Below are 19,971 nucleotides of genomic sequence, written 5' to 3'. Positions count from 1 at the left end.
GAGGTCTATCGTGTCCCGCATGTCCGTGCCCGAACTGATCCGTGTCGTCTCCCGCGACTCGCCCATGGCGTTGGCTCAAGTAGAGCGTGTGCGGAACGAGTTGGCGGCCGCGCACCCCGGGGGGCGCACCGAGGTGGTGCCGGTGAGGACCACCGGCGACAAGTGGCTGGGCGATCTGGCGCAGGTCGAGGGCAAGGGCGCCTTCACCAAGGAGGTCGACGCCGCGCTGCTGACCGGGCGGGCGGATCTCGCGGTGCACTGCCTGAAGGACGTGCCCGCCGACCGGCCGCTGCCCGCGGGCACCGTGTTCGCCGCCTTCCTGAAGCGGGACGACGTCCGCGACGCCCTGGTGCACCCCGGCGGGCTCACCCTCGACGAGCTGCCGCCGGGGACCAGGATCGGCACGTCCGCGGTGCGCCGGACCGCGCAACTGGCCGCCTCCCACCCGCATCTGACCTGCGTGCCGTTCCGCGGCAACGCCAACCGGCGCCTGGAGAAGCTGGCGGCCGGGGAGGCGGACGCCCTGCTGCTCGCCGCGGCCGGGCTGGAGCGCATCGGGCGGACCGACGTGATCAGCGAGGTGCTGTCGACGGAGACGATGATGCCGTCGATCGGCGCGGGCGTCCTCGCCTTGCAGTGCCGCGAGGGCGACGCCGAGCTGATCGAAGCCGTCAGCCTCATCGGCGACCAGGACACCTACCGCGCGGCCAGCGCGGAGCGCATGTTCCTGCACGTGCTCCAGGGCCACTGCAACAGCCCGATCGCCGGGTACGCGCAGGTCGACCGCGCCGGGGAACTCTCGCTGCGCGCCTGCGTGTTCACCCCCGACGGCAAGACGCGGCTGAACGCCCACGAGTGGGCGGGCAGGCTGGACGCCGTCACGCTCGGCACTTCGGTCGCCGTGGCCCTGCTGCGCCAGGGCGCCCGCGAGGTCATCGACGGCATCGCCCACTGACGTGAGCGCCCGCGGACGTGCGGGCGCCCGCCCGTGACGCCGGGCGCGGGCAGGCGGTGCGTCAGGCGGCGCCGCCCGGTCCTGCCTGGTCGCGCAGGAACGTGCTGATCTGGTGCGCCAGTCCGCCCTGTCCGGCGCAGGCCGGGCCCGCCGCGACGGGCGCCTCCTGCACGCCGACGCCGCCGCTCCACAGCCGGCGGTCGGCCCACTCCTCGTCGACCCGCACCTGGACCTGGACGTCGACCTGTGACAGGGACGCCTCGGGTCCGGCCGCGTACAGCACCGCGGTGGCCCGGCGCAGCGGGTAGACGTCGTAGCCCTCGATGAACTGCGAGTTGCGCCAGTCCACGAAGGCGCCTTCCCCCTCGGGGCCGATCCGCACGTCGATCTGCCCGTCCTCCAGATGGATGCCGAAGCGCCGCGGGCCGCGGTTCTCGACCGTGATCCGCATACGGAAGTACGTCAGCCCCTCGGCGGCGTCGTCGCGCCCGCGCGGCGGCTCCGCCTGCTCCAGACGGTGCACGCGGACGCGCAGGCCGGCATGGCCCTCGTACTCCTGCCAGTCACCGACCACATTCGGCTCGTACACGCTGCACCTCTCGCCATTCCAAGAGCAGCTTCCTATCTGTGCGCCGACTGCACTGTCAAACGAACGGAATGGCGTGTTGCCGGGAAATGAGCGGTGGTTGATCGGTGATCAAGCCGTGCGCTGGAGGTATCCCGGATCCGGCGGTTCCGGCCGCCGCGGCGAGCGTGCCGCACATCACGCCATTCGGCGCACCCCGTCACCCAGACGGCTCGCATGCTGAGCGAGGGGGCCGCGCGGGGCGACGCGACGGGGGCAGTCGGGACGGCAGCGGTCCGGCGACAGCCGGGAGGGAGGCTGCGCGGTGAGCGCCGGGGCGCGGGTGCGGGCGTACGGCCGCGGGGAGGGCGGGGCGCGGTCCGCGCGAGAGGCACCGGGCGGCTGAGCGGCGCGCCCCATTCGGACTCACGGAGCGAGCCGCCCCGGACGCAGGGCGTCGGCGCCGCGCGACGGGGCCCCTGATCGGGGATCAGCGGCCCACCTGGCGGGGCGTGCGGCTGGGGGGGAAGGTCGCCGCAGCAGCGGTGCGGGCTCGGCGGCTCCGCAGCCGGAGTCGACCGACCGGGCCGACGGCCGCTCCCTGCGGCCACAGCGGCCGCAGAGCCGGTCAGGCGACCCGCTGGGCGACGCCACAAGGCCCCCAGAAGGCCGCGGGGACTCCCGGAGCACTCCCGAGGCGTCGAGGGCGTTCGCATCGGTCGCACACGGGAGACGCCACCCACCGGGGACCCGGCCGGCACAGGGCTGCGATCACCGCCCGCGACGCGTGCAGGCCGGCCGCACCGCGGCGCCTCGTTCCCCGGCTGGCGGCCCGCGCGACGCCGCGCCCGGTCGCGGGCCAGGGCAGTCCGGCGGAGACGGCCGCCCGCCCGTACGCGCCCCGTACGCCCTTGCCCGTCGCCCAGACGCGCCCCGCCGCCCACACCCGGCGCCCCGCCACGCCCCGGCGTCCTCGGCAGGCGGCGGACACGGCGCCCGGCAGTCACGGCCGCAAGGCCCCACCGGCGTCGGGAGAGACCAGGCAGCGCAAGACACCGCGCCCCCGATCGCACAGGGCCCACACCGGTCGGGATGCGACCACCGATGGAAATGCGCATAATTTAACGCGGCGGAATTCCGAAACCACTGGTCAACAATTCAGAATCACCCGGTCGCTTAACGTCACCTCATTATTCGGGAATTTGTTTTTCCGCCGCCCGCCTCGGGAATCTGCATTCGAGTGCGCCGGACAGGAGGCTCGCCCGTGGGGAGCCGGCGCGCCGGGCCTCGCCGCCCGCCCGCGTCCGCGCCCGCGCCTCCCGCGGCGTCCCGTCCATCCCGCACCTGCTGAGGGAGGCGCAGCGTATGCGTACCACCGGCAGAACCAAGAGCCACCCGCACGACGACGCCCCCGACACGGCGGCGGCGTTCGAGCGGCTGGCGCGACTGCCCGACGGACCCGAGCGCAAGGCGCTCCGGGATGATCTGGTCCAGGTGTGGCTGCCCATGGCCGAGCGCATCGCGGTGCGCTTCCGCGGACGCGGAGAGGCGCTGGAGGATCTGTACCAGGTGGCGGCCCTCGGCCTGGTCAAGGCCGTCGACCACTACGACCCGGCGCGCGGCTACGCCTTCGAGGCGTACGCGGTGCCCACCGTCACCGGTGAGATCAAGCGGCACTTCCGCGACCACATGTGGACCCTGCATGTGCCGCGCCGGGTGCAGGACCTGCGCAACCGGGTGCGCCGCGCCGCCAAGGAGCTGGCGCAGACGACGCCGGGCCGGGCCCCGACCGTGGGCGAGATCGCCGCCTACACCCACCTGAGCGTGAGCGACGTGCACACCGGCATGGAGGCGCTGGACTGCTTCGCGGCGCTGTCGCTGGAGGCGGAGGTCCCGGGCACGGAGGGTTACGCCCTCGGCGACGGCCTGGGCGAGCCCGATCCGCGCTTCGACCTGGTGGTGGACAGGGTGGCCGTGCGGCCGTGCCTGGAGGCGCTGCCCGAACGCGAGCGCATGATCCTCTATCTGCGCTTCTTCCGCGGCATGACCCAGAGCCGGATCGCGCAGCAGCTCGGGATCTCGCAGATGCACGTCTCCCGTCTGCTGAGCGGCTGCTTCGCACAGTTGCGCGAAGAGCTGCTCGCCGAGACCGGCTGAGCACAAGCGGACGATCGCCCTCCATCGCCCGGAGCGGCCGCTCACCTCCCGTTTCGGCGGCGTCCGGAGGGTACTCGGCAGGCGCCCTCGGAGGTTCCGGTCCGACACTGGGATGAGACCGGTGGCCACCGGCCTACGAGACCAGGACGTGCCATGAACCACGACGCGACACCTTGCGACCCAGAACCCGGCGCCCTCTCCACGCACTCCGTGTGCGGCGCTCCCTGCTGGGTCAGCCTGACCAGCCGGGACCTGACGGCCGCGGAGGACTTCTACCGGGCGGTGCTCGGCTGGGAGTGGCGGGACGCCAAGCTCGGCGAGCACTTCCGCATCGCGCTCGCCGACGGCTCTCCGGTCGCGGGCATCGGCGCGGTCGCCTCGATGTGGCAGATGGCGGTCGCCTGGACCCCGTACTTCGCCGTCCCCAGCGCCGACATCGCCGTCTCCCGCGCCCAGGAGCGCGGCGGCACCGCGGCGGTCGGCCCGATCTCGCTGCCGCCCGGACGGACCGCCCTGCTCGCCGACCGGGACGGCGCGACGTTCGGGGTCTGGGAGGGCGAGCTGTTCACCGACTGGGAGAGCTGGCGCAAGTCGGCACCGGCCTTCATCCGGCTGCACACGCGCGACGCCTTCGACGCCGCGATCTTCTACGGCGAGGTGCTGGACTGGGCCTCGGAGCGGCCGGGCTGCTGCGAGGTCCGCTACGAGGGCAACGAGGTGGTGCTGCGCAGCCACGGCGAGGTCGTGGCCCGGATCGAGTCGGGGGCGCTGGAGGCGGCGCCCGACCCGACGATCCGGCCGCACTGGCAGATCCACTTCCGCGTCCCCGATGTGGCCGCCTGCGCCAGGGCCGCCGAGACCCACGGCGGCAGCGTCCTGCGCGAGGGTCCCGACGAGGCGGTGCTGCGCGACCTCGACGGGGCCCAGTTCACGGTGACGTCCCACCGCGAGGGCTGAGGTCCCGCGCGCTCGCGGGGGCACGGCACGGACGAGTCGGTCGGCGGAGTCGCACCGCGCGTGCGAGGGCCCCGCCAAGGTGAGCCCAAAAGCCGCCACGAGATGATCTTGAGGGGGCGAGGGCCCGGGATACCCCGCGTTCTCCCAGGTGGTCGGCCAGTCGCGCAGGGCGGTGAGGGACGCGAGCCGGGGGTGGGTTCTACGATGGGCCGGTGACCGACACGCTGCCCCCCGTGGGCATTCACCTCTTCGAGGCTGAACGGGTCTTACTGGCCGAAGCTGCGGAGCCGCCGGTGCCGCCCCGGGATGCTGAGGCCCGGAACCGGGTGTGGGACATGGCGGTACGGGCCAACCCCGCTCTCTTCGACGGGCCGGTGGTGGCGTGTGGGGGACTGGAGTGGACGGCCCCGCGAGTCCTGCGCCTGTGGTGGGTGTGTGTGACGTACCGGCACTACGCTTTGCGTCGTGTTCCCGGTGCCACCGCGCTGCCCTCGTTGTTCGTGAACGTTGTCCAGCCGGCTGACGACGGCCGTGTGCTGGTGGCGAGGATGTCGCCTTCTACTGCCGCCCCGGGCCGCTGGCAGCTGCCAGGAGGGTCCGTGGAGCCTCCCGAGGGCGGGGCGGTGCTGGACGAGTCGGCGCTCGCCGGCCAGGCCGCGCGGGAACTCGCCGAGGAGTTGGGGGTCAGCGCGGCTCCTGAAGACCTGAAGCTGTGGGTGGTCACCCGCGGCGATAACGGCAGCGTCGGCCTGACCTACCTGGCACCGGCCCTGCCCGAGGCAACGCTGCGCGCGGACTTCACGGCTACTGCGGCAGCCGAGCGCGCCCAGGGCCGTGAACCTGAACTCGACGGCATCGCCCTGGTGCGCTCGCCGGACGAACTGGCCGTTCTGTCCGGTCCGCACGCGGACTACCTGGAGCCGGTCGTCCGCCGTTTCTCTGGGTGCCGCTGAGGTCAGACGCCGGAGAGGAAGTCGCGTCCCCGTTCGTCGAGTTCGGTCACGCACCGTAGGCCGCGGGCCCGGAAGCGTGCGAGGTCGCCGCGCATGCGGGAGACCGCCTTGCGGGTGCGGACGGAGCGGACACCGTCCATGTGGTCGATGGCCCGGTGCCAGGTGGCGCACGCCTGCTCGATGCTGCCGCGTTTGAGGTGCATCTCGGCGCCCGCGACCAGGTCCAGGGCGACGATCCGCGCGTAGGTGTCCGCCGGGCGGGCCGTGGCGGCCAGCGCGTACTGTTCGGCGGCGGCCCGGTGATCTCCCAGGGTCTCGTGGACCTTGGCGGTGCGGGAGTACACCGACGCGGCCGGCGGGCCCCAGGCCAGCGCCCAGAACGGCACCTCGTCGCCGGGAGAGGCGGTCAGCAGGGTGCGGGCGCGTTCGGCTTCAGCCAGGGCTGCGCGGCGTTTGCCGCTCTTGGCCAGGGTGTGGGCGTGGACGACGCGGAAGAGGGCTTCGGTCCGGGCGTCGACCCGCCCCTTGGCGCGGTTCAGGCCGGTCTCGGCAAGGCCCAGGCAGTGCTCGGGGCGGTGGAGCTTGAGGCCCTGCATGGCCATCGTGCGCATTACGAATCCGTCGTGTCCGCGCAGGCCGGATTCGGCGGCCAGGGCGTAGGACTGGAGGTAGTAGCGCTGGGCGAGTCCCTGCTGACCCGCGTCGTAGCTTTTCCAGCCCAGCAGGTGGACGCCTCGGCTGGCGGCGGAGAGCATCTGCCGACGGGCTTCGTCGGTGCGGAACCGGGCCCGGCACAGTGGGGCGACGTCGTCGCGGAGGTAGGTGACCAGGGCGCTGCGGCCATGCTGCCCGCCGTGGCGTTCGTCCATCTCGGAGAACGCGTGGATCATGTCGCGGACGGCGGCGACTTCGGCCATGCCGACCATGTGGCTGGTGCGGGCGGCCTGGGTGCGGGAGGCGATGTCCTGGAGCTGGCTGAGGGGGACGGCTGCGGCTGCCGCGGAATAGGCGGAGGCCGTCAGGAAGCGGCGGCGGTCCAACTCGTACCTCCACATCGGCAGCAGGACATCCAGCGGGTCGCTCCCGAGGGACAGTCCGATGCTGTCATTTTCGAGTTCTGGCGGGGCGGGCAGGCCGAGGTCGGCGGGGGTCAGTAGGCGGCCCAAGCGCCGGGAGAGCACGACCGTGAGGTAGCGGGGTGTGTCGCTTCGGGGCATGGATCCGCTGAGCCAATGCTCGACGTTGGACTTGTTCGTGCGCAGGTGTGTGCCGCATTCGGCGGCGACCGCGCAGACCGCCCTGGCCAGTGCCTCGTAGGTGAGGCCGGATTCGGCGACAAGGGCGCTGAGCTGATTGTTCGGCATACGGGTGGTCATGGGCACCTGTCCGGATATACGCGATATACCGCTTGGCCTGCCCGACACCGTACCGCGGTGCGGCGAGCGCCGGTTGACTCTTCATCAGGCCAGATCCCGGCGGCCGGTACCAGTGCCCGCCCCCGGATCTGCTCCTGTGCCCACATCCGCGAACTGCATGTGATGCCCCATGCCCTTGAGGAGGGATTGCCATGGACGAGCAGGAGGATCGGTGGATCGCCGCTTCGGCGTCGGCTCTGCTGGCGGCGGAGCACGAGCAGGTGCCGATCGAGGCGCTGACCGCCCGGCGGCCGGGGCTGCCCTTGGCGACGGCCTACCGGGTGCAGAAGGCGGCACTCGCCCGGAGGATCGCGGTCGGCGCCCGCGTCGTCGGCCACAAGGCCGGGGTGACCTCCAGGGCCATGCAGGAGCAGATGGGCGTCGACGAGCCGGACTCGGGCGTTCTGCTGGACTACATGCTGCTGCCTACCGGCGGCGTGGTGGCCCGGTCGGTGCTGGTGCAGCCGCGGGTGGAGGCCGAGATCGCGTTCCGGCTCGGCTGTGATCTGGCGGGCCCGGACGTGAGCGAGGACGAGGCGCGGGCGGCGGTGAAGGAGGTGTTCCTCGCCCTGGAGGTGATCGACACCCGGTTCGCCAGCTGGCGGATCACGGTCGCGGACAGCATCGCCGACAACGCCTCGTGCGCCCGGGTCGTCACCGGGCCCATGGTGGATCTGAGGGCGGAGATGGACCTGGCCGCCGAGGCACTGGTCGTCAGCGTCAACGGCACCGCAGTGGTCACCGGAACGGGCCGCGCCGTCCTCGGGAACCCGCTCCGCGCCCTGGTCTGGCTCGCCGGACGGCTCCACCACTGCGGCGACGGCCTGCGTGCCGGGCATCTGGTCCTGGCCGGGGCCGTGCACGCCAGCCTCCCTCTGGAAGCCCGAAGCACGGTACGCGCCCGCTCACCGCATCTGCCGCCGGTCGAGCTGCACGTGCGCTGATCCGCGACGCCCGGCTCCCGCCCCTGCACCGCACCCCTCATGCACCACCCCTCCCCTTTGGACGAAGGAGCGGCCGATGGCCACGGATGAACAGCGTCTGCGTGTCGCCGTACTCGGCGCGGGCCTGATCGGGATCGACCTCGCCGACAGGATCCGCCGGTCAAAGAAGCTGGAACTGGCCTTGGTGGCGGCCCGTGACCGGGACAGTCTGGGACGGCGCCGGGCGGCCGACATGGGCCACCCGACCACCGATGGCGGGATTCACGCCGTGGCGGAGGGCGGCCCCTTCGACGCGGTCTTCGACGCTACCAACGCCGACAGCCACGCCGAGCACTGGGCCGCGCTGCGCCCGACCGGCACCACGCTGATCGACCTGACCCCCACGGGACTCGGCACGGTCATCGTCCCGGGCGTCAACGGCCACCGGGCGACGGCCGACCGGCACCTGAACCTCGTCAGCTGCGGCGGGCAGGCGGCCATTCCGGTCCTGCACGCCATCGCCCAGCGCTGCACCCCCGCCTACATCGAGGTGGTCTGTACCGGGGCGAGCGCGAGCGCCGGCCGGGCCACCCGCCTGAACCTGGACCAGTACATCGCCACCACTTCCGCCGCGATCCGGACCTTCACCCACGCCCCGGAGGCGAAGGTGATGGTCAACCTCAGCCCGGCCCGGCCCGCCCCGCCGTTCCGGGTGGCCATGACCGTCCTCGCGGACGGCATCCGCCCCGAACCGGTCCGCACGAGCATCGCGACCGCCGCCCAGGCCGTGTGCGCCTACATGCCCGGGTACAAGGTGACCTCCCTTGCCGTGACCCCGGGCCGGATCTCGGTCGCGGTGGAGGTGACTGCCTCCGGGGGCCGCCTGCCCCGCCACGCCGGAAGCGTCGACATCATCAACGCCGCCGCCGTCCTGCTCGCCGAGCGGTCGGCCGCCGTCTCCCGATGAAGGGAACCCCGTCTATGGACACAACCCCGCACGAGCGGCCCTGGATCCTCCTGCACGACCCGACCCTGCGCGACGGCCACCACGCGGTCGGCCACCAGCTCGACGCCGGCCAGCTCCGCGCCTACGCCGCCGCCGCGAACGCCGCCAACGTGCCGGTGGTGGAGGTCGGCCACGGCAACGGCCTAGGCGCCTCCAGCCTTCAGATCGGCCGCGCCGCTCTCGACGACGCCACGATGCTCACCACCGTCCGCGAGGCCCTCACCTCGTCCCGGATGGGCGTCTTCATGGCCCCCGGCTGGGGCACCTCCCATGACCTGGTGTCCGCCGTCCGCCACGGCGCCGACGTCGTACGGATCGCCGCGCACTGCACCGAGGCCGACGTCACCGAACGCCACCTCGGCGTTGTCCGCGACCTCGGCGCCGAAGCCCAGGGCGTCCTGCTCATGAGCCACATGACCGGCCCCGGCCGCCTCGCCGAACAGTGTGCCCTGATGGTGACGTTCGGCGCCCGGGCGGTCGGCATCATGGACTCGGCGGGCCACTACCTCCCGGCCGACGTCACCGAGCGGGTGCGCGCCATCGCCGACGCCGTCGACGTGCCGGTCATCTTCCACGGCCACAACAACCTGGGCCTGGCTGTGGCGAACAGCCTTGCCGCCGTGGACGCCGGGGCGTCCGTCATCGACGCGACTGCCCGCGGGTTCGGTGCCGGGGCCGGAAACACCCAGCTCGAAGTCCTTGTGGCCGTTCTCGAACGCCATGGCGTCGAGACCGGTATCGGTCTGCGCGCGGTTCTGGCCGCCGCCGACATCGCGGCCGAGCGCCTGATGAAGGCTCCGCCGTCCATCGACTCGATCGCCGTGGCCAGTGGGCTGGCCGGGGTGTTCTCCGGCTTCAGGCGGCCTGTTCAGCAGATCGCCCGCGCCGAAGGCGTCGACCCGGTCGACCTGTTCCTCGCCCTAGGCGAGCGGCAGGCCGTTGCCGGGCAGGAGGACCTGATCGATGACGTCGCCCGGCAGCTCAAGGCGGCCACCCGATGACCGCCGCGTCCCAAGCCGCCGCAAGGGCGGCCGTCGTCTGCGGAGTCGGCGCGGCGCTGCCCCCGCACATCGTCACGAACGCCGAACTGACCGCGCGTCTGGACACCACGGACGAGTGGATCCGCTCACGGACCGGCATCGCCCAACGGCATGTCGCCGGAGTGGACCTGTCCACGACCGACCTTGCCGTCCAGGCGGCGGCCCAGGCCCTCGCCGACAGTGAACCGGTCACGGTGGGGGCCGTGGTAGTGGCCACGACCACCCCGGACCGTTGTTGTCCGGCCACCGCACCTGCAGTGGCCACCCGGCTCGGGCTGACCGGCGTTCCCGCCTACGACCTCGCGGCCGGCTGCACCGGATTCCTTTACGCCCTCGCCACCGCGGCCGGGTTCATCGCCGCCGACATCACGCGAACCGTCCTGGTCGTCGGTGCCGACCGCCTCGCCACCCTTCCCGACCCCCAGGACCGTGCGACCGTCCCGCTGTTCGGTGACGCTGCCGGAGCCGTGGTGCTGCGCCGCGGCGGCGCGGACGAGGCCGGAGCGCTCGGGCCGGTGGTGCTGGGCAGCGACGGAACCGGCGCCGACCTGATCCGGGCCTCTCGCCCCGGCGCCCTTCACGTGGAAGGAGCCGACGTCTTCCGGCATGCGGTCGACCGCATGTCTACCGCCTCCCGCCAGGCTGCCACCGCCGCCGGGTGGGACGTCATGGACATCGACCGTTTGGTCCCGCACCAGGCCAACAGCCGGATCACCTCGTTCGTTGCCCGGCAGCTCGGTGTCCCCGACGACCGTCGGCTCGGCAACGTGGGCGGGGTCGGCAACACCGGCGCCGCGTCCATCCCTCTGCTCCTGGCCCGCTGCGCCGCCGACGGCCGACTGGGGCCCGGACACCGCACCCTGCTCACCGCGTTCGGCGCCGGACTGACCTGGGGCGCCACCACCCTCACCTGGCCCGACCTCTCCCTCACCCGCCTTCCGGAAGGAGCCGGGCATGACCGGTGATCTCGTCCGCATCCTGACCGACGACCTCAAGCTGCCCGCCCACAGGCTCACCGACGACGCCAGCCTCGACCACGCCGGATTCGACTCCCTGGCCGTCGTCGAACTGTCCGTCCTCCTGACCGACCGCTGCGGCATCGACATCAGCGACAGCGACATCAAGGACGCCGCCACCCTCGGCAGGCTCGACCTCCTCATCACCAGCAAGCGCAGCGGAAGGTGACCACCCCCATGACCAGCACCAGCCTCCGGCCCGGACGGGCCTGGATCATCACCCCCGGCCTGCACCGAGACCGCTTCGCCAGCGCACAGAGGTCCGGCGCGGCGGTCACCGTCGTCGACATCGAGGACTCTGTCGCCCTCCCCGACAAGCAGACCGCCCGCACCGCCTCCGAAGCGTTCTTCGCCCTCCCCGCCCCGCCGTGCACCCTCGGCATCCGGATGAACAGCCTCACGACGATCGACGGCATCAAGGACCTCGTCGCCCTTACCGCCTACACCACCCGGCCCGACCTCATCGTGGTCCCCAAGGTCGAATCCCCCCGCGACATCGAACTCGTCGCCGCCGCACTCGACACCGACGGCTACACCCCCGACATCTGGGCGCTGATCGAAAGCCCCCGTGCCTTCGACACCCTCCCCGCGATCATGCGCGCGGCCCGGCTCGGCGGCGTCATCTTCGGCTCCGCCGACTACGCCGCCACCGTCCGCTGCGGTCTTGGCTGGGACACCCTTCGCTACGCCCGCTCGGCCCTCATCAACGCGGCCACCGCCGCGAACATCCCCGCGATCGACGCCCCCACCTGGGAACTCGACGACCCCGGAATCCTGCGACGCGACGCCGAGCGGGCCAAGGAACTCGGTTTCCACGGCAAGGGCTGTGTCCACCCCCGCCACGTGAAGGTGATCAACGATGTCTTCACGCCCACCGCCGAGGAGATCACCCAGGCCCGCGCCATCGTCGCAGCCGCCGACGCCAGCGGCGGAACGGTGACCACCGTGGGCGGGCGGATGCGCGGTACCCCCTTCTTCAACGCCGCCCGCGCGCTCGTCGCCGAAGTGGACCGCACGCCATGAGCACCGGTCTGCCCCACGGTTACCGCCAGATCGGCGAGGACCGGCTCCGAGAGAGCGTCGGCCTCTCCTACCCCGAACTTGCCCCCGGCCTGGTCATCGAGCACCGGCCCGGACGGACCGTCACCGAGCTCGACAACCTCCTCGGCGCCGCCCTGAGCGGCAACGTCGCCCCCCTCCACACCGACGCCCACCACGCCAGCCAGACCCAGTGGGGCCGCATTCTGGTCTGCTCCGGCGTCACCCTCAACCTCGTGGCCGGCATGACCGCCCGCAGCATCAGCGGCCTGACCACGGCCAACCTCGCCGTCGACCACGTGCGCTTCACCGCACCCGTCCACATCGGCGACACCCTGTACGCCGAAACGCAGATCCTCACCCGCCGGACCTGCGAGAGCCGTCCCGACACCGGGGTCGTTACCTGCCACACCACCGCCCACAACCAGGCAGGCACCAGCGTCCTGACCTTCACCCGCACCTTCCTCCTCCCTTTGGACGCCGACACAGCTCGCGATGCCACCCACTACTGAAAGCGGACTATGAACCAGCAACTGACCTTCGCCCCAGCCGATGACCGCCTGTGGGAGCAGTACGGCCAACTCGCCACCCGCGCCTACGGCCACCCGATCGGCGACATCACCCACCTGCGCGAACACGCCGCCCTCCAGGTCGCCGTCCGCGGCGGCCGGGTCGTCGCCGGCGGCCTCGGCCTCCTCGTCGACCAGTTCTTCGGCGGCACTCCCGTTCCCAGCGCCTGCCTCGGCGACGGCTGCGTGGCCCCCGAGGAACGCGGCGGGCACCTGGCCGCCACCATGACGGCCGAGCGACTGCGCCCCCTGACCGAGCGCGGAGCCGTGATCTCCACGATCAGCACTTCCTCCACCGGCTACGCCCGACGCCTCGGATGGGAAGCCCCCACCGACGTTCTCGCCTGGGCGGTGGCCACCGACGACCTCAAGCGCTCCTTCACTACTGAGGACTTCGAGGCCGAGCACGGACTGACCGACGAAGCCGAAGCCCTCCAACGCGACCTCGCCAGACGGTGGAACGGCCCCGTCTACCGGCCCACCTGGTGGACCCGGTGGAAGCGGGACAAGAGCAACCTCACCACCTACCGCTTCGCCCGGCCCGCCCACCCCACCACCGGCCTGCTCAGCCTCACCACCAAACGGCACGAGCGCCACGGCACGAGCCTGACCGTCCACGACTTCTGGGCCGCCGACCAGCCCACCGCCGCCGCCATGCTCGCCTTCCTCGGCCACCACAACACCCGCGCCCGCACCATCACCTTCCGGCGCGGCGCCCTCCCCCCTTACCCGACCCTCCTCCACGGACTCCGCCACCACCGCACCACCGCCGAAGCCTGGCACCCCTGGATGCTCCGCATCCTCGACATCCCCGAGGCCATCCGGCTCCGCGGCTGGCCGGACGACCTGACCACCGCCGTACCGATCGAGATCGAGAACGGCGACCGGAGCAGGTGGATGCTCCAGATCAAGGACGGAACGGCCGAGATCGTCCCCACCCAGGTCCAGGGACAGGCGACCTTCACACGACGCCAACTCGCCGTCTGGTACGCCGGCGGCTACCGGTCGACCACCTCGGCACGCATGGCCGGAGTCCACGCCGAATCGGAGAAGACGCTCGCAACCCTCCTCCGCAGCACGACACAGTTCGAGCCCTGGCTGCCCGACCACTTCTAGCGACCACAGGTGTTTCCCTGTGCCACTGTCCTGTCGGCAAACGAACGATTGACGACAGGAGGCAGATGCGTCCAATGAACCGGGCTTTTTCGGGGCCTGACGATGGCTCGGATCCAACTAGATCCGATGGCGGCTGATGACAGGGCTTGCTGAAAGCTGGGGTCGAATGCGACCACGAGAACGGGGAGCGGCATGGCCAACCTGGCCTACAAGAGGGTGTCGACCGACAAGCAGTCGACCGACCGTCAGAACCTCGTCCTTACCGAGGCCGGGATCGCGTAGCCGGTGACGTTCGAAGAGGAGGGCGGCACCTCAAGCCGCCTCCACCCGTTTGAGCGCCCGAAGTTCGGCGAGCTGCTCACGTATGCGCGGCCGGGCGACGTCGTGCATATCTCCGAGATGTTCCGCCTCGTACGCGGCACCGGGCACATCCTCGACGTGCTCGAAGTCCTGCACCGCGACCGTCTCGCTCTGCGCATCCACGACGGCGCGTTCTCCGCGATGGACATCACCGCCCGCCACCCGCGCACCGGAGAACTGCTGTCCATGGTGAAGTTCATGGTGCAGACCCTCGCCGCCGCCGGCGAAACTCCAGCGCGACCTACAGGGGGAGCTGACGTACGACGGCCTGCGGGCCGCCGAAGCCAAGGGGAACAAGGGCGGGTACCGCCCGGCCATCCAGGCCGCCAAGACCGACGCTGTGCGCGCCGCGTACCTGGAGGGCCGGTCCATCGCCGGTCTCGTCCGTGACCACGACGTCAGCCGCGGCGCCATCCGCACCGCCGTCGCCGACCTCCTGCCCGAGCACACAGCCGCCGCCCCGGACACCCCGGCTTCGGAGCTTACGGTCGTCCTCTCCGTCCGCGTCGCGGTCGGGGATGTAGTCGCGAGCCGGGGTGCGGTGGACCTTGGCGTGCGCGAGCGCGTGCAGAACGCTGACGTCTTCGCTGGTGGCCTTCAGCTCGATGACATCGGTCAGGTCGAACATCACCGGCCGGTCGGCCTTCAAATGGCCGTGCAGCAGCACCTCCCAGTCGTCGCCGTGGTGGGCGGAGACCTTCTCGATCTGCGCGTACTGGGCCTCGAACCCGCCCAGCTTGTCCACCGCGGACAGCAGCGAGCCCAGCCCGTTTGACTGCACCATCAGCCCCTCGGCCAGCAACAGGAAGGCGAGCGAGACCTTCCCCTCCAGCCGCTCGGCGACCTCGGCCGGGCTGGACTCCTCGTCCAGGCCCTCCAGCGCGTCCAAGGCATCCTTGGTCAGCGCCGCCGCCTTCGACCGGGCCGTCTGCGCGGGACCCTCCTTGTCGACCTGTTGGAGCAGGGTGCGGTAGTTGCCGATCAGCGCTACGACGATCTCTTGCTGCTGGCGGTGGATCTCGGCCAGCTCCTCGCGGGCCTTCTTCGCCTTCGCCGCCATACGCTTGCAGAACATCTTGGCCAGGGTCATCCGGCCCCGGACCCCGGCCAGGATCTCCCCGCTTACCTGGCCCCGCACCGTGGAGGCCATCGCGTCCAGCGTGGAGAACCGGGTTATCTCCAAGTTGGCCTCGACCAACTTCTCCAGCGAGATGTTGACCAGGTCCGCCGGGTTGTTCTTCGACGCCGCCGCCACCCGCATCGTCTCCTCCGCGAGAGCGCGGGCGGCCTGGCCGTCGTAGCGGACTCCGCACCGCTCACGCGCCAGCGACCGGTGCCGTTCCGCCGTGCGACCGGAGACATACACCGGCAGCGTGCTCTCCGGCAGCTCCGCCGCCCGGTGCACGAACTCCACCACCTCGTCCGGCACGTCGTACCGAACACATGCAGCTCACGCGCGGTGATCAGCCGCTTAAACCGCGGATACGCGGTCCGCTCGATCGAGGTCATCCCCACCCCACTCGACGCCCAGCCATACAGGGGTGCCACACACGCCCGCGCGATCATGACTGGTGCGACAAGGCCGGGAAGATCAGAACCGCGGAACCCAGCACACCCACCAGGACACGGTGATAGAGGAGCGACAGGGGATCACGGCTTCAAGATCATCTCGTGGCGGCTTTTGGACTTACCTTGGCTGTATCCGAGGCGGCGGTGCGCGGCGGGCGGCTCAGCAGGACCAGGCTGCGGGGCGCCAGCCGGAGGTCGCCGCAGGGCTTGTGCTCCGCCTCGTCCGGCACGCCCAGCGGCTCGGCGGTGTCGATGACGGTGGTCCACCGGTCGCCGTAGGAGGCGTCGGGCAGAGCGAAGTCGACCGGTTCCCAGTAGCCGTTGAGCAGCAGCAGGAAGGAGTCGTCGACCACGCGCCGGCCCTGCGGGTCGGGTTCGGCGATGGCGTCGCCGTTGAGGAAGACCATGACGGAGTGGCCGTCCGAGCGCCGCCAGTCCTCCTCGCCCATCTCGCGGCCGTCCGGCAGCATCCACATGAGGTCCGGCAGCGGCTGGTCGTCCCGGGTGGCCGTCTCGCCCTGGAAGAAGCGGCGCCGGCGCAGCACGGGGTGGCCGGCGCGCAGCCCGATGACGTGGCGGGTGAAGTCCACCAGGTCGCGCTGCTCGTCGGTCAGCCGCCAGTCGATCCAGGAGACCTCGTTGTCCTGGCAGTAGGCGTTGTTGTTGCCGCCCTGGGTGCGGCCCAGCTCGTCGCCGTGGCAGAGCATCGGAATGCCCTGCGAGAGCAGCAGCGTGGCCAGCAGGTTGCGCTGCTGGCGGGCGCGCAGTTCGAGGACGTCCGGGTCGTCGCAGTCGCCCTCGGCCCCGCAGTTCCAGGACCGGTTGGCGCTCTCGCCGTCCGCGTTCTCCTCGCCGTTGGCCTCGTTGTGCTTGTCGTTGTACGACACCAGGTCGCGCAGCGTGAAACCGTCGTGCGCGGTCACGAAGTTGACGCTGGCGCGCGGGCGGCGGCGGTTGTGGGCGTACAGGTCGGCGGAGCCGGTCAGCCGGGACGCGAAGTCGCCGAGCGTGTACTCCTCCCCGCGCCAGAAGTCGCGTACGGCGTCCCGGTACAGGCCGTTCCACTCCGACCACAGCGGTGGGAAGTTGCCGACCTGGTAGCCGCCCTCGCCCACGTCCCAGGGCTCGGCGATCAGCTTGACGCGGCTGATCACGGGGTCCTGCTGGATCAGGTCGAAGAACGCCGACAGCCGGTCCACCTCGTGGAACTGCCGTGCCAGGGTGGCCGCGAGGTCGAAGCGGAAGCCGTCGACGTGCATCTCGGTGACCCAGTAGCGCAGCGAGTCCATGATGAGCTGGAGCACGTAGGGGTTGCGCATCAGCAGGCTGTTGCCGGTGCCGGTGGTGTCGTAGTAGTGCGACCAGTCGCCGTCCACGAGGCGGTAGTACGACGAGTTGTCGATGCCCCGGAAGGACAGCGTGGGGCCCTGCTCGTTGCCCTCCGCGGTGTGGTTGTAGACCACGTCGAGGATGACTTCGAGGCCGGCCGCGTGCAGCGCCTTCACCATCGACTTGAACTCGGCGACCTGCTGGCCGCGCGTGCCGTGGGCGGCGTAGCCGTTGTGCGGCGCGAAGAAGCCGATGGTGTTGTAGCCCCAGTAGTTGGACAGGCCCCGGCCCTGGAGCACCCCGTCCTGCACGAACTGGTGGACCGGCATCAGCTCGACGGCCGTCACGCCCAGCGAGGTCAGGTGCTCGATCACCGCGGGGTGTCCCAGGCCGGCGTAGGTGCCGCGCAGATCCGGCGGCACCGCGGGGTGGGTGCGGGTCAGGCCGCGCACGTGCGCCTCATAGACCACCGTGTCGGAGTAGGACAGCCGGGGCGGCCGGTCGTCGCCCCAGTCGAAGGCCGGGTCGGTGACCACGCCGAGCATGGTGTGCCCGGCGCTGTCGGCCGGGTCCGGGCCGTCCGGGGAGCGCTCGTAGAGCGAGGGGTGCTCCACGATCTGGCCGTCCACCGCCCTGGCATAGGGGTCCAGGAGCAGCTTCTTGGGGTTGCAGCGGTGGCCGGCCGACGGGTGCCAGGGGCCGTGCACCCGGTAGCCGTAGCGCTGGCCCGGGGCGACGCCGGGCAGGTAGCCGTGCCACACGAAGCCGTCGGCCTCGGTGAGCTGGACGGCGCGGTGGCCGCCGGACTCGTCCACGAGGACGAGTTCGACGCGTTCGGCGACCTCGCTGAAGAGCGCGAAGTTGGTTCCCTCGCCGTCGTAGGAGGCGCCCAGCGGATAGGGGCGGCCGCTCCAGACGGGCGTTCCCGGCGTGCGGCGCCTGCGCGCCGTCACCGGGCTCCCTCCAGAACGGCGTCGGGGGCGGCGGGAGCGGCCAGCGCGGACACCCGCGGCGCGCGGGGCGGCGTCAGGCCCTCGCGCAGGGTCGGGGCCGGCGGCTTCGGGACCAGCGGGACGCGCACACCGGCGCGGGCCCGCTGCGAGAACCAGATGATCTTGCCCCCGGTCTCGGAGGCGCAGCACCCCCAGCCGTCGCTCGTCGCCGCGATGCGGGCCAGGCAGCTCCGCAGGTCCTGGTCGGGGCGCAGGTCGTGGTTGTTCTCCCCGACGGCGGTGATGAGGTGCTGGCCGGTCCACCACATCTCGATGGACGTGTGCTTGTCCCTCGCGTGCTCGTCGATGGCCTTGAGCAGCAGCTCGGCGCCGCCGCACACAGCGTCGACGAGGTCCTCCAGGTCCCAGAACCGGAGGTGAGCGGCCAGGATGCGCCTGACCCGTCCGACCCGTTCCGGGCTGACTTCCACGTCGAGGTGGTAGTAGCAGGGCACTGCGGTCTTCATCGTCGTTCGCTCCTCACCGGCGAGGTCCACGCTCCGCGGCCCTGGCTGGGCACAGCCCCCGAGTGCGGAGCGTGAGCGTAGTTTGCCTCTGAGTCACATCCCACCCTGCGTGCGCTACGCCATTCGTGCAACCGGAGGCCGGAAGCGGGCGGCGGCCGGGCGGCGGCGAGCGGGCTCGCACACGGATCTGAACTGGTTGAAGCTCCAACAAGACGATGCGTCGTCGAGCGTGCACCATGAGTGAAAGTCTCAAGCGCCGGGAGCGGCACCGGGTGCCTCCGCGTGCGCGCTCACCGCCCCGGTCGTCGGGGAGTCGAGCCCATCGAGCGCTTCCGAAAGGGGAACGGCGCCATGCTGCTACCTGCCAAGGCCGAAGTCGCACGGCATCTGCGGCGCTACCGGGCATGGGAACGCGCGACGCTCGCCTCCCCCGACGACCGCAGGAAGCGGACCGCGTTCGAGGACTCCGGCTACACGCTGTGCGTGCTGATGGGCAAGCGCTGCGCGCGGGAGGCGGCGGACGCGGCGGAGCGCTATCTGCGCACCGGGCGCGTGGCCTCCGCGGGCGGCCGGAGCGGGCGGCCGCAGGACGGCGGCTCCATCGCCCTGCGGGGCCGACGCGCGGTGGAGATCCGGCGCTCCCGCGCCGCCACCTAGGCGCCGCGTCCGCCCAGCGGGCATGGCCCCTCTCCCCCAGCAGGCACGCCCGCTCCCCTCCCTGGCAGAACGAGGGGAGCGCCCGCCGGGACGTCGGAGGAGGTCTCGGAAGGACTCCGAGAAGGACGCGGAGGACTCCGAGAAGGACACGGAATCCCGGCCGGGCGCGAGCCCGGCCTCACACACGGTGGAGGTGACACCATGAGTTCGACCCCGAGGACGACCGCCCCGGTCATCGGCCGCGTTCCGGTGCGGGACGTCCGCCCGGCCGTGGAGTGCGGCAAGCGCCCGGCCAAGGCGGTGACCGGTGAGTCGTTCCAGGTCAGCGCCACCGTGTTCCGTGAGGGGCATGACGCGGTGGCCGCGAACGTCGTGCTCGTGGACCCGGAGGGCCGGCCCGGTCCGTGGACGCCGATGCACGAGCTGGCGCCGGGCACCGACCGCTGGGGCGCGGAGGTCACGCCCGGGGCGCCCGGACGGTGGACGTACCACGTGGAGGCGTGGAGCGACCCGGTCGCCACCTGGCGGCACACCGCCCAGATCAAGATCCCGGCGGGGATCGACGCCGGGCTGGTCCTGGAGGAGGGCGGCGAGCTGTACGAGCGGGCGGCGGCCGGGGTCCCGGAGGGCGCGGGGCGCGACGCCGTGCTGGCCGCGGCCGGGGTGCTGCGCGACGACGCGCTGCCCGTGACGTCGCGGTGGGCGGGGGCGTTGACGCCGGAGGCGGACGCGGCGCTGGCCGCGCATCCGCTGCGGGAGCTGGTCACCGCCTCCGCGCCGCTGCCCCTCCTTGTCGAGCGGGAGCGGGCCCTGTACGGGGCGTGGTATGAGTTCTTCCCCCGCTCCGAGGGCACCGATCAGGTGCCGCACGGCACGTTCGCCACCGC

General features: G+C 71.9%; 19 protein-coding genes and 1 pseudogene. 15 read left to right on the top strand and 5 right to left on the bottom strand.

The window, feature by feature from the left end:
- Positions 1 to 19 precede the first annotated feature (19 nt).
- Complete coding sequence (gene hemC / locus ABZ861_RS28395) at positions 20 to 955, top strand: hydroxymethylbilane synthase (protein WP_361635834.1); 936 nt, start codon at positions 20 to 22, stop codon at positions 953 to 955.
- A gap of 61 nt (positions 956 to 1,016) precedes the next feature.
- Here the strand turns inward: hemC and ABZ861_RS28390 are convergent, their stop codons facing one another.
- A complete protein-coding gene (locus tag ABZ861_RS28390) occupies positions 1,017 to 1,544 on the bottom strand; it encodes a hypothetical protein (RefSeq protein ID WP_361635832.1) in 528 nt (175 codons plus the stop codon).
- Between the two features lie 1,341 nt (positions 1,545 to 2,885).
- On the opposite strand from ABZ861_RS28390, the gene ABZ861_RS28385 reads away from it, so the two are divergent.
- The 3 genes from ABZ861_RS28385 (at position 2,886) to ABZ861_RS28375 (ending at position 5,587) form a co-directional block, all read left to right on the top strand.
- Entirely contained in the window at positions 2,886 to 3,677 is a 792-nt protein-coding gene (locus ABZ861_RS28385; protein WP_361635829.1) for a SigB/SigF/SigG family RNA polymerase sigma factor, read from the top strand.
- A gap of 153 nt (positions 3,678 to 3,830) precedes the next feature.
- On the top strand, positions 3,831 to 4,634 hold the full coding sequence (locus ABZ861_RS28380; protein ID WP_361635826.1) for a VOC family protein: 804 nt from the start codon (positions 3,831 to 3,833) through the stop codon (positions 4,632 to 4,634).
- Positions 4,635 to 4,846: 212 nt separating this feature from the next.
- The gene (locus ABZ861_RS28375; RefSeq protein WP_361635824.1) at positions 4,847 to 5,587 is read left to right on the top strand and encodes an NUDIX domain-containing protein; all 741 of its coding nucleotides are present in this window, start codon (positions 4,847 to 4,849) and stop codon (positions 5,585 to 5,587) included.
- A 2-nt stretch (positions 5,588 to 5,589) separates the two neighbouring features.
- On the opposite strand, the gene ABZ861_RS28370 is transcribed toward ABZ861_RS28375, so the two are convergent.
- Positions 5,590 to 6,963 carry a hypothetical protein gene (locus tag ABZ861_RS28370; protein WP_361635821.1) on the bottom strand — a complete coding sequence of 458 codons (1,374 nt, stop codon included), beginning with the start codon at positions 6,961 to 6,963 and terminating at the stop codon, positions 5,590 to 5,592.
- A 191-nt stretch (positions 6,964 to 7,154) separates the two neighbouring features.
- Here ABZ861_RS28370 and ABZ861_RS28365 point away from each other — a divergent pair, with 191 nt between their 5' ends.
- The 9 genes and pseudogenes from ABZ861_RS28365 to ABZ861_RS28325 form a co-directional block, all read left to right on the top strand.
- Positions 7,155 to 7,946 carry a fumarylacetoacetate hydrolase family protein gene (locus ABZ861_RS28365; RefSeq protein WP_361635818.1) on the top strand — a complete coding sequence of 264 codons (792 nt, stop codon included), beginning with the start codon at positions 7,155 to 7,157 and terminating at the stop codon, positions 7,944 to 7,946.
- 76 nt (positions 7,947 to 8,022) lie between these two features.
- Entirely contained in the window at positions 8,023 to 8,892 is an 870-nt protein-coding gene (locus ABZ861_RS28360) for an acetaldehyde dehydrogenase (acetylating) (RefSeq protein ID WP_361635815.1), read from the top strand.
- Between the two features lie 14 nt (positions 8,893 to 8,906).
- A complete protein-coding gene (gene dmpG / locus ABZ861_RS28355) occupies positions 8,907 to 9,932 on the top strand; it encodes a 4-hydroxy-2-oxovalerate aldolase (protein WP_361635812.1) in 1,026 nt (341 codons plus the stop codon).
- Positions 9,929 to 10,936, top strand: a complete 1,008-nt coding sequence (locus tag ABZ861_RS28350; protein WP_361635809.1) for a beta-ketoacyl-ACP synthase 3 — start codon at positions 9,929 to 9,931, stop codon at positions 10,934 to 10,936. Before dmpG ends, ABZ861_RS28350 begins: the two co-directional genes overlap by 4 nt.
- A complete protein-coding gene (locus ABZ861_RS28345; protein ID WP_361635806.1) occupies positions 10,926 to 11,156 on the top strand; it encodes an acyl carrier protein in 231 nt (76 codons plus the stop codon). Before ABZ861_RS28350 ends, ABZ861_RS28345 begins: the two co-directional genes overlap by 11 nt.
- An 8-nt stretch (positions 11,157 to 11,164) precedes the next feature.
- Positions 11,165 to 12,010 (top strand): CoA ester lyase, encoded by an 846-nt coding sequence (locus ABZ861_RS28340; RefSeq protein ID WP_361635803.1) that lies wholly within the window; start codon positions 11,165 to 11,167, stop codon positions 12,008 to 12,010.
- Positions 12,007 to 12,537: a MaoC family dehydratase gene (locus ABZ861_RS28335; protein ID WP_361635800.1), complete on the top strand. Its 531-nt coding sequence runs from the start codon at positions 12,007 to 12,009 to the stop codon at positions 12,535 to 12,537. The genes ABZ861_RS28340 and ABZ861_RS28335 overlap by 4 nt, the downstream gene beginning before the upstream one ends.
- A gap of 9 nt (positions 12,538 to 12,546) precedes the next feature.
- The gene (locus ABZ861_RS28330; protein ID WP_361635798.1) at positions 12,547 to 13,710 is read left to right on the top strand and encodes a GNAT family N-acetyltransferase; all 1,164 of its coding nucleotides are present in this window, start codon (positions 12,547 to 12,549) and stop codon (positions 13,708 to 13,710) included.
- 285 nt (positions 13,711 to 13,995) lie between these two features.
- A pseudogene (locus tag ABZ861_RS28325) lies at positions 13,996 to 14,193 on the top strand (recombinase family protein); the annotation flags it as partial.
- Between the two features lie 118 nt (positions 14,194 to 14,311).
- On the opposite strand, the gene ABZ861_RS28320 reads toward ABZ861_RS28325, so the two are convergent.
- The 3 genes from ABZ861_RS28320 to ABZ861_RS28310 all read right to left on the bottom strand — a co-directional run bounded on the left by ABZ861_RS28320 (position 14,312) and on the right by ABZ861_RS28310 (position 18,427).
- A complete protein-coding gene (locus tag ABZ861_RS28320) occupies positions 14,312 to 15,499 on the bottom strand; it encodes a DUF4158 domain-containing protein (RefSeq protein WP_361635795.1) in 1,188 nt (395 codons plus the stop codon).
- Positions 15,500 to 15,734: 235 nt separating this feature from the next.
- Entirely contained in the window at positions 15,735 to 17,921 is a 2,187-nt protein-coding gene (gene glgX, locus ABZ861_RS28315) for a glycogen debranching protein GlgX (protein WP_361635792.1), read from the bottom strand.
- A complete protein-coding gene (locus tag ABZ861_RS28310) occupies positions 17,918 to 18,427 on the bottom strand; it encodes a pep a2 (protein WP_361635790.1) in 510 nt (169 codons plus the stop codon). Before ABZ861_RS28310 ends, glgX begins: the two co-directional genes overlap by 4 nt.
- Positions 18,428 to 18,778: 351 nt before the next feature.
- Here ABZ861_RS28310 and ABZ861_RS28305 point away from each other — a divergent pair, with 351 nt between their 5' ends.
- Both ABZ861_RS28305 and ABZ861_RS28300 read left to right on the top strand, forming a co-directional pair.
- The gene (locus tag ABZ861_RS28305; RefSeq protein ID WP_361635787.1) at positions 18,779 to 19,084 is read left to right on the top strand and encodes a DUF5133 domain-containing protein; all 306 of its coding nucleotides are present in this window, start codon (positions 18,779 to 18,781) and stop codon (positions 19,082 to 19,084) included.
- 201 nt (positions 19,085 to 19,285) lie between these two features.
- A partial coding sequence (locus tag ABZ861_RS28300) for a maltotransferase domain-containing protein (protein ID WP_361635784.1) occupies positions 19,286 to 19,971 on the top strand: 686 nt, incomplete at its 3' end.

Origin of the sequence: Streptomyces sp. NPDC046985 (assembly GCF_040644415.1) — a bacterium.
GTDB lineage: Bacteria > Actinomycetota > Actinomycetes > Streptomycetales > Streptomycetaceae > Streptomyces.
This window is presented reverse-complemented; position numbering and strand designations above follow the sequence as displayed.

Bases quoted from the DNA above. Each gene is read 5' to 3' on its own strand.
- ABZ861_RS28310 (WP_361635790.1), bottom strand. From the start codon at position 18,427: ATGAAGACCGCAGTGCCCTGCTACTACCACCTCGACGTGGAAGTCAGC.
- ABZ861_RS28365 (WP_361635818.1), top strand. From the start codon at position 7,155: ATGGACGAGCAGGAGGATCGGTGGATCGCCGCTTCGGCGTCGGCTCTG.
- ABZ861_RS28345 (WP_361635806.1), top strand. From the start codon at position 10,926: ATGACCGGTGATCTCGTCCGCATCCTGACCGACGACCTCAAGCTGCCC.
- ABZ861_RS28360 (WP_361635815.1), top strand. From the start codon at position 8,023: ATGGCCACGGATGAACAGCGTCTGCGTGTCGCCGTACTCGGCGCGGGC.
- ABZ861_RS28335 (WP_361635800.1), top strand. From the start codon at position 12,007: ATGAGCACCGGTCTGCCCCACGGTTACCGCCAGATCGGCGAGGACCGG.
- ABZ861_RS28340 (WP_361635803.1), top strand. From the start codon at position 11,165: ATGACCAGCACCAGCCTCCGGCCCGGACGGGCCTGGATCATCACCCCC.
- ABZ861_RS28370 (WP_361635821.1), bottom strand. From the start codon at position 6,963: ATGACCACCCGTATGCCGAACAATCAGCTCAGCGCCCTTGTCGCCGAA.
- dmpG (WP_361635812.1), top strand. From the start codon at position 8,907: ATGGACACAACCCCGCACGAGCGGCCCTGGATCCTCCTGCACGACCCG.
- ABZ861_RS28305 (WP_361635787.1), top strand. From the start codon at position 18,779: ATGCTGCTACCTGCCAAGGCCGAAGTCGCACGGCATCTGCGGCGCTAC.
- ABZ861_RS28350 (WP_361635809.1), top strand. From the start codon at position 9,929: ATGACCGCCGCGTCCCAAGCCGCCGCAAGGGCGGCCGTCGTCTGCGGA.
- ABZ861_RS28385 (WP_361635829.1), top strand. From the start codon at position 2,886: ATGCGTACCACCGGCAGAACCAAGAGCCACCCGCACGACGACGCCCCC.
- ABZ861_RS28380 (WP_361635826.1), top strand. From the start codon at position 3,831: ATGAACCACGACGCGACACCTTGCGACCCAGAACCCGGCGCCCTCTCC.
- hemC (WP_361635834.1), top strand. From the start codon at position 20: ATGTCCGTGCCCGAACTGATCCGTGTCGTCTCCCGCGACTCGCCCATG.
- ABZ861_RS28330 (WP_361635798.1), top strand. From the start codon at position 12,547: ATGAACCAGCAACTGACCTTCGCCCCAGCCGATGACCGCCTGTGGGAG.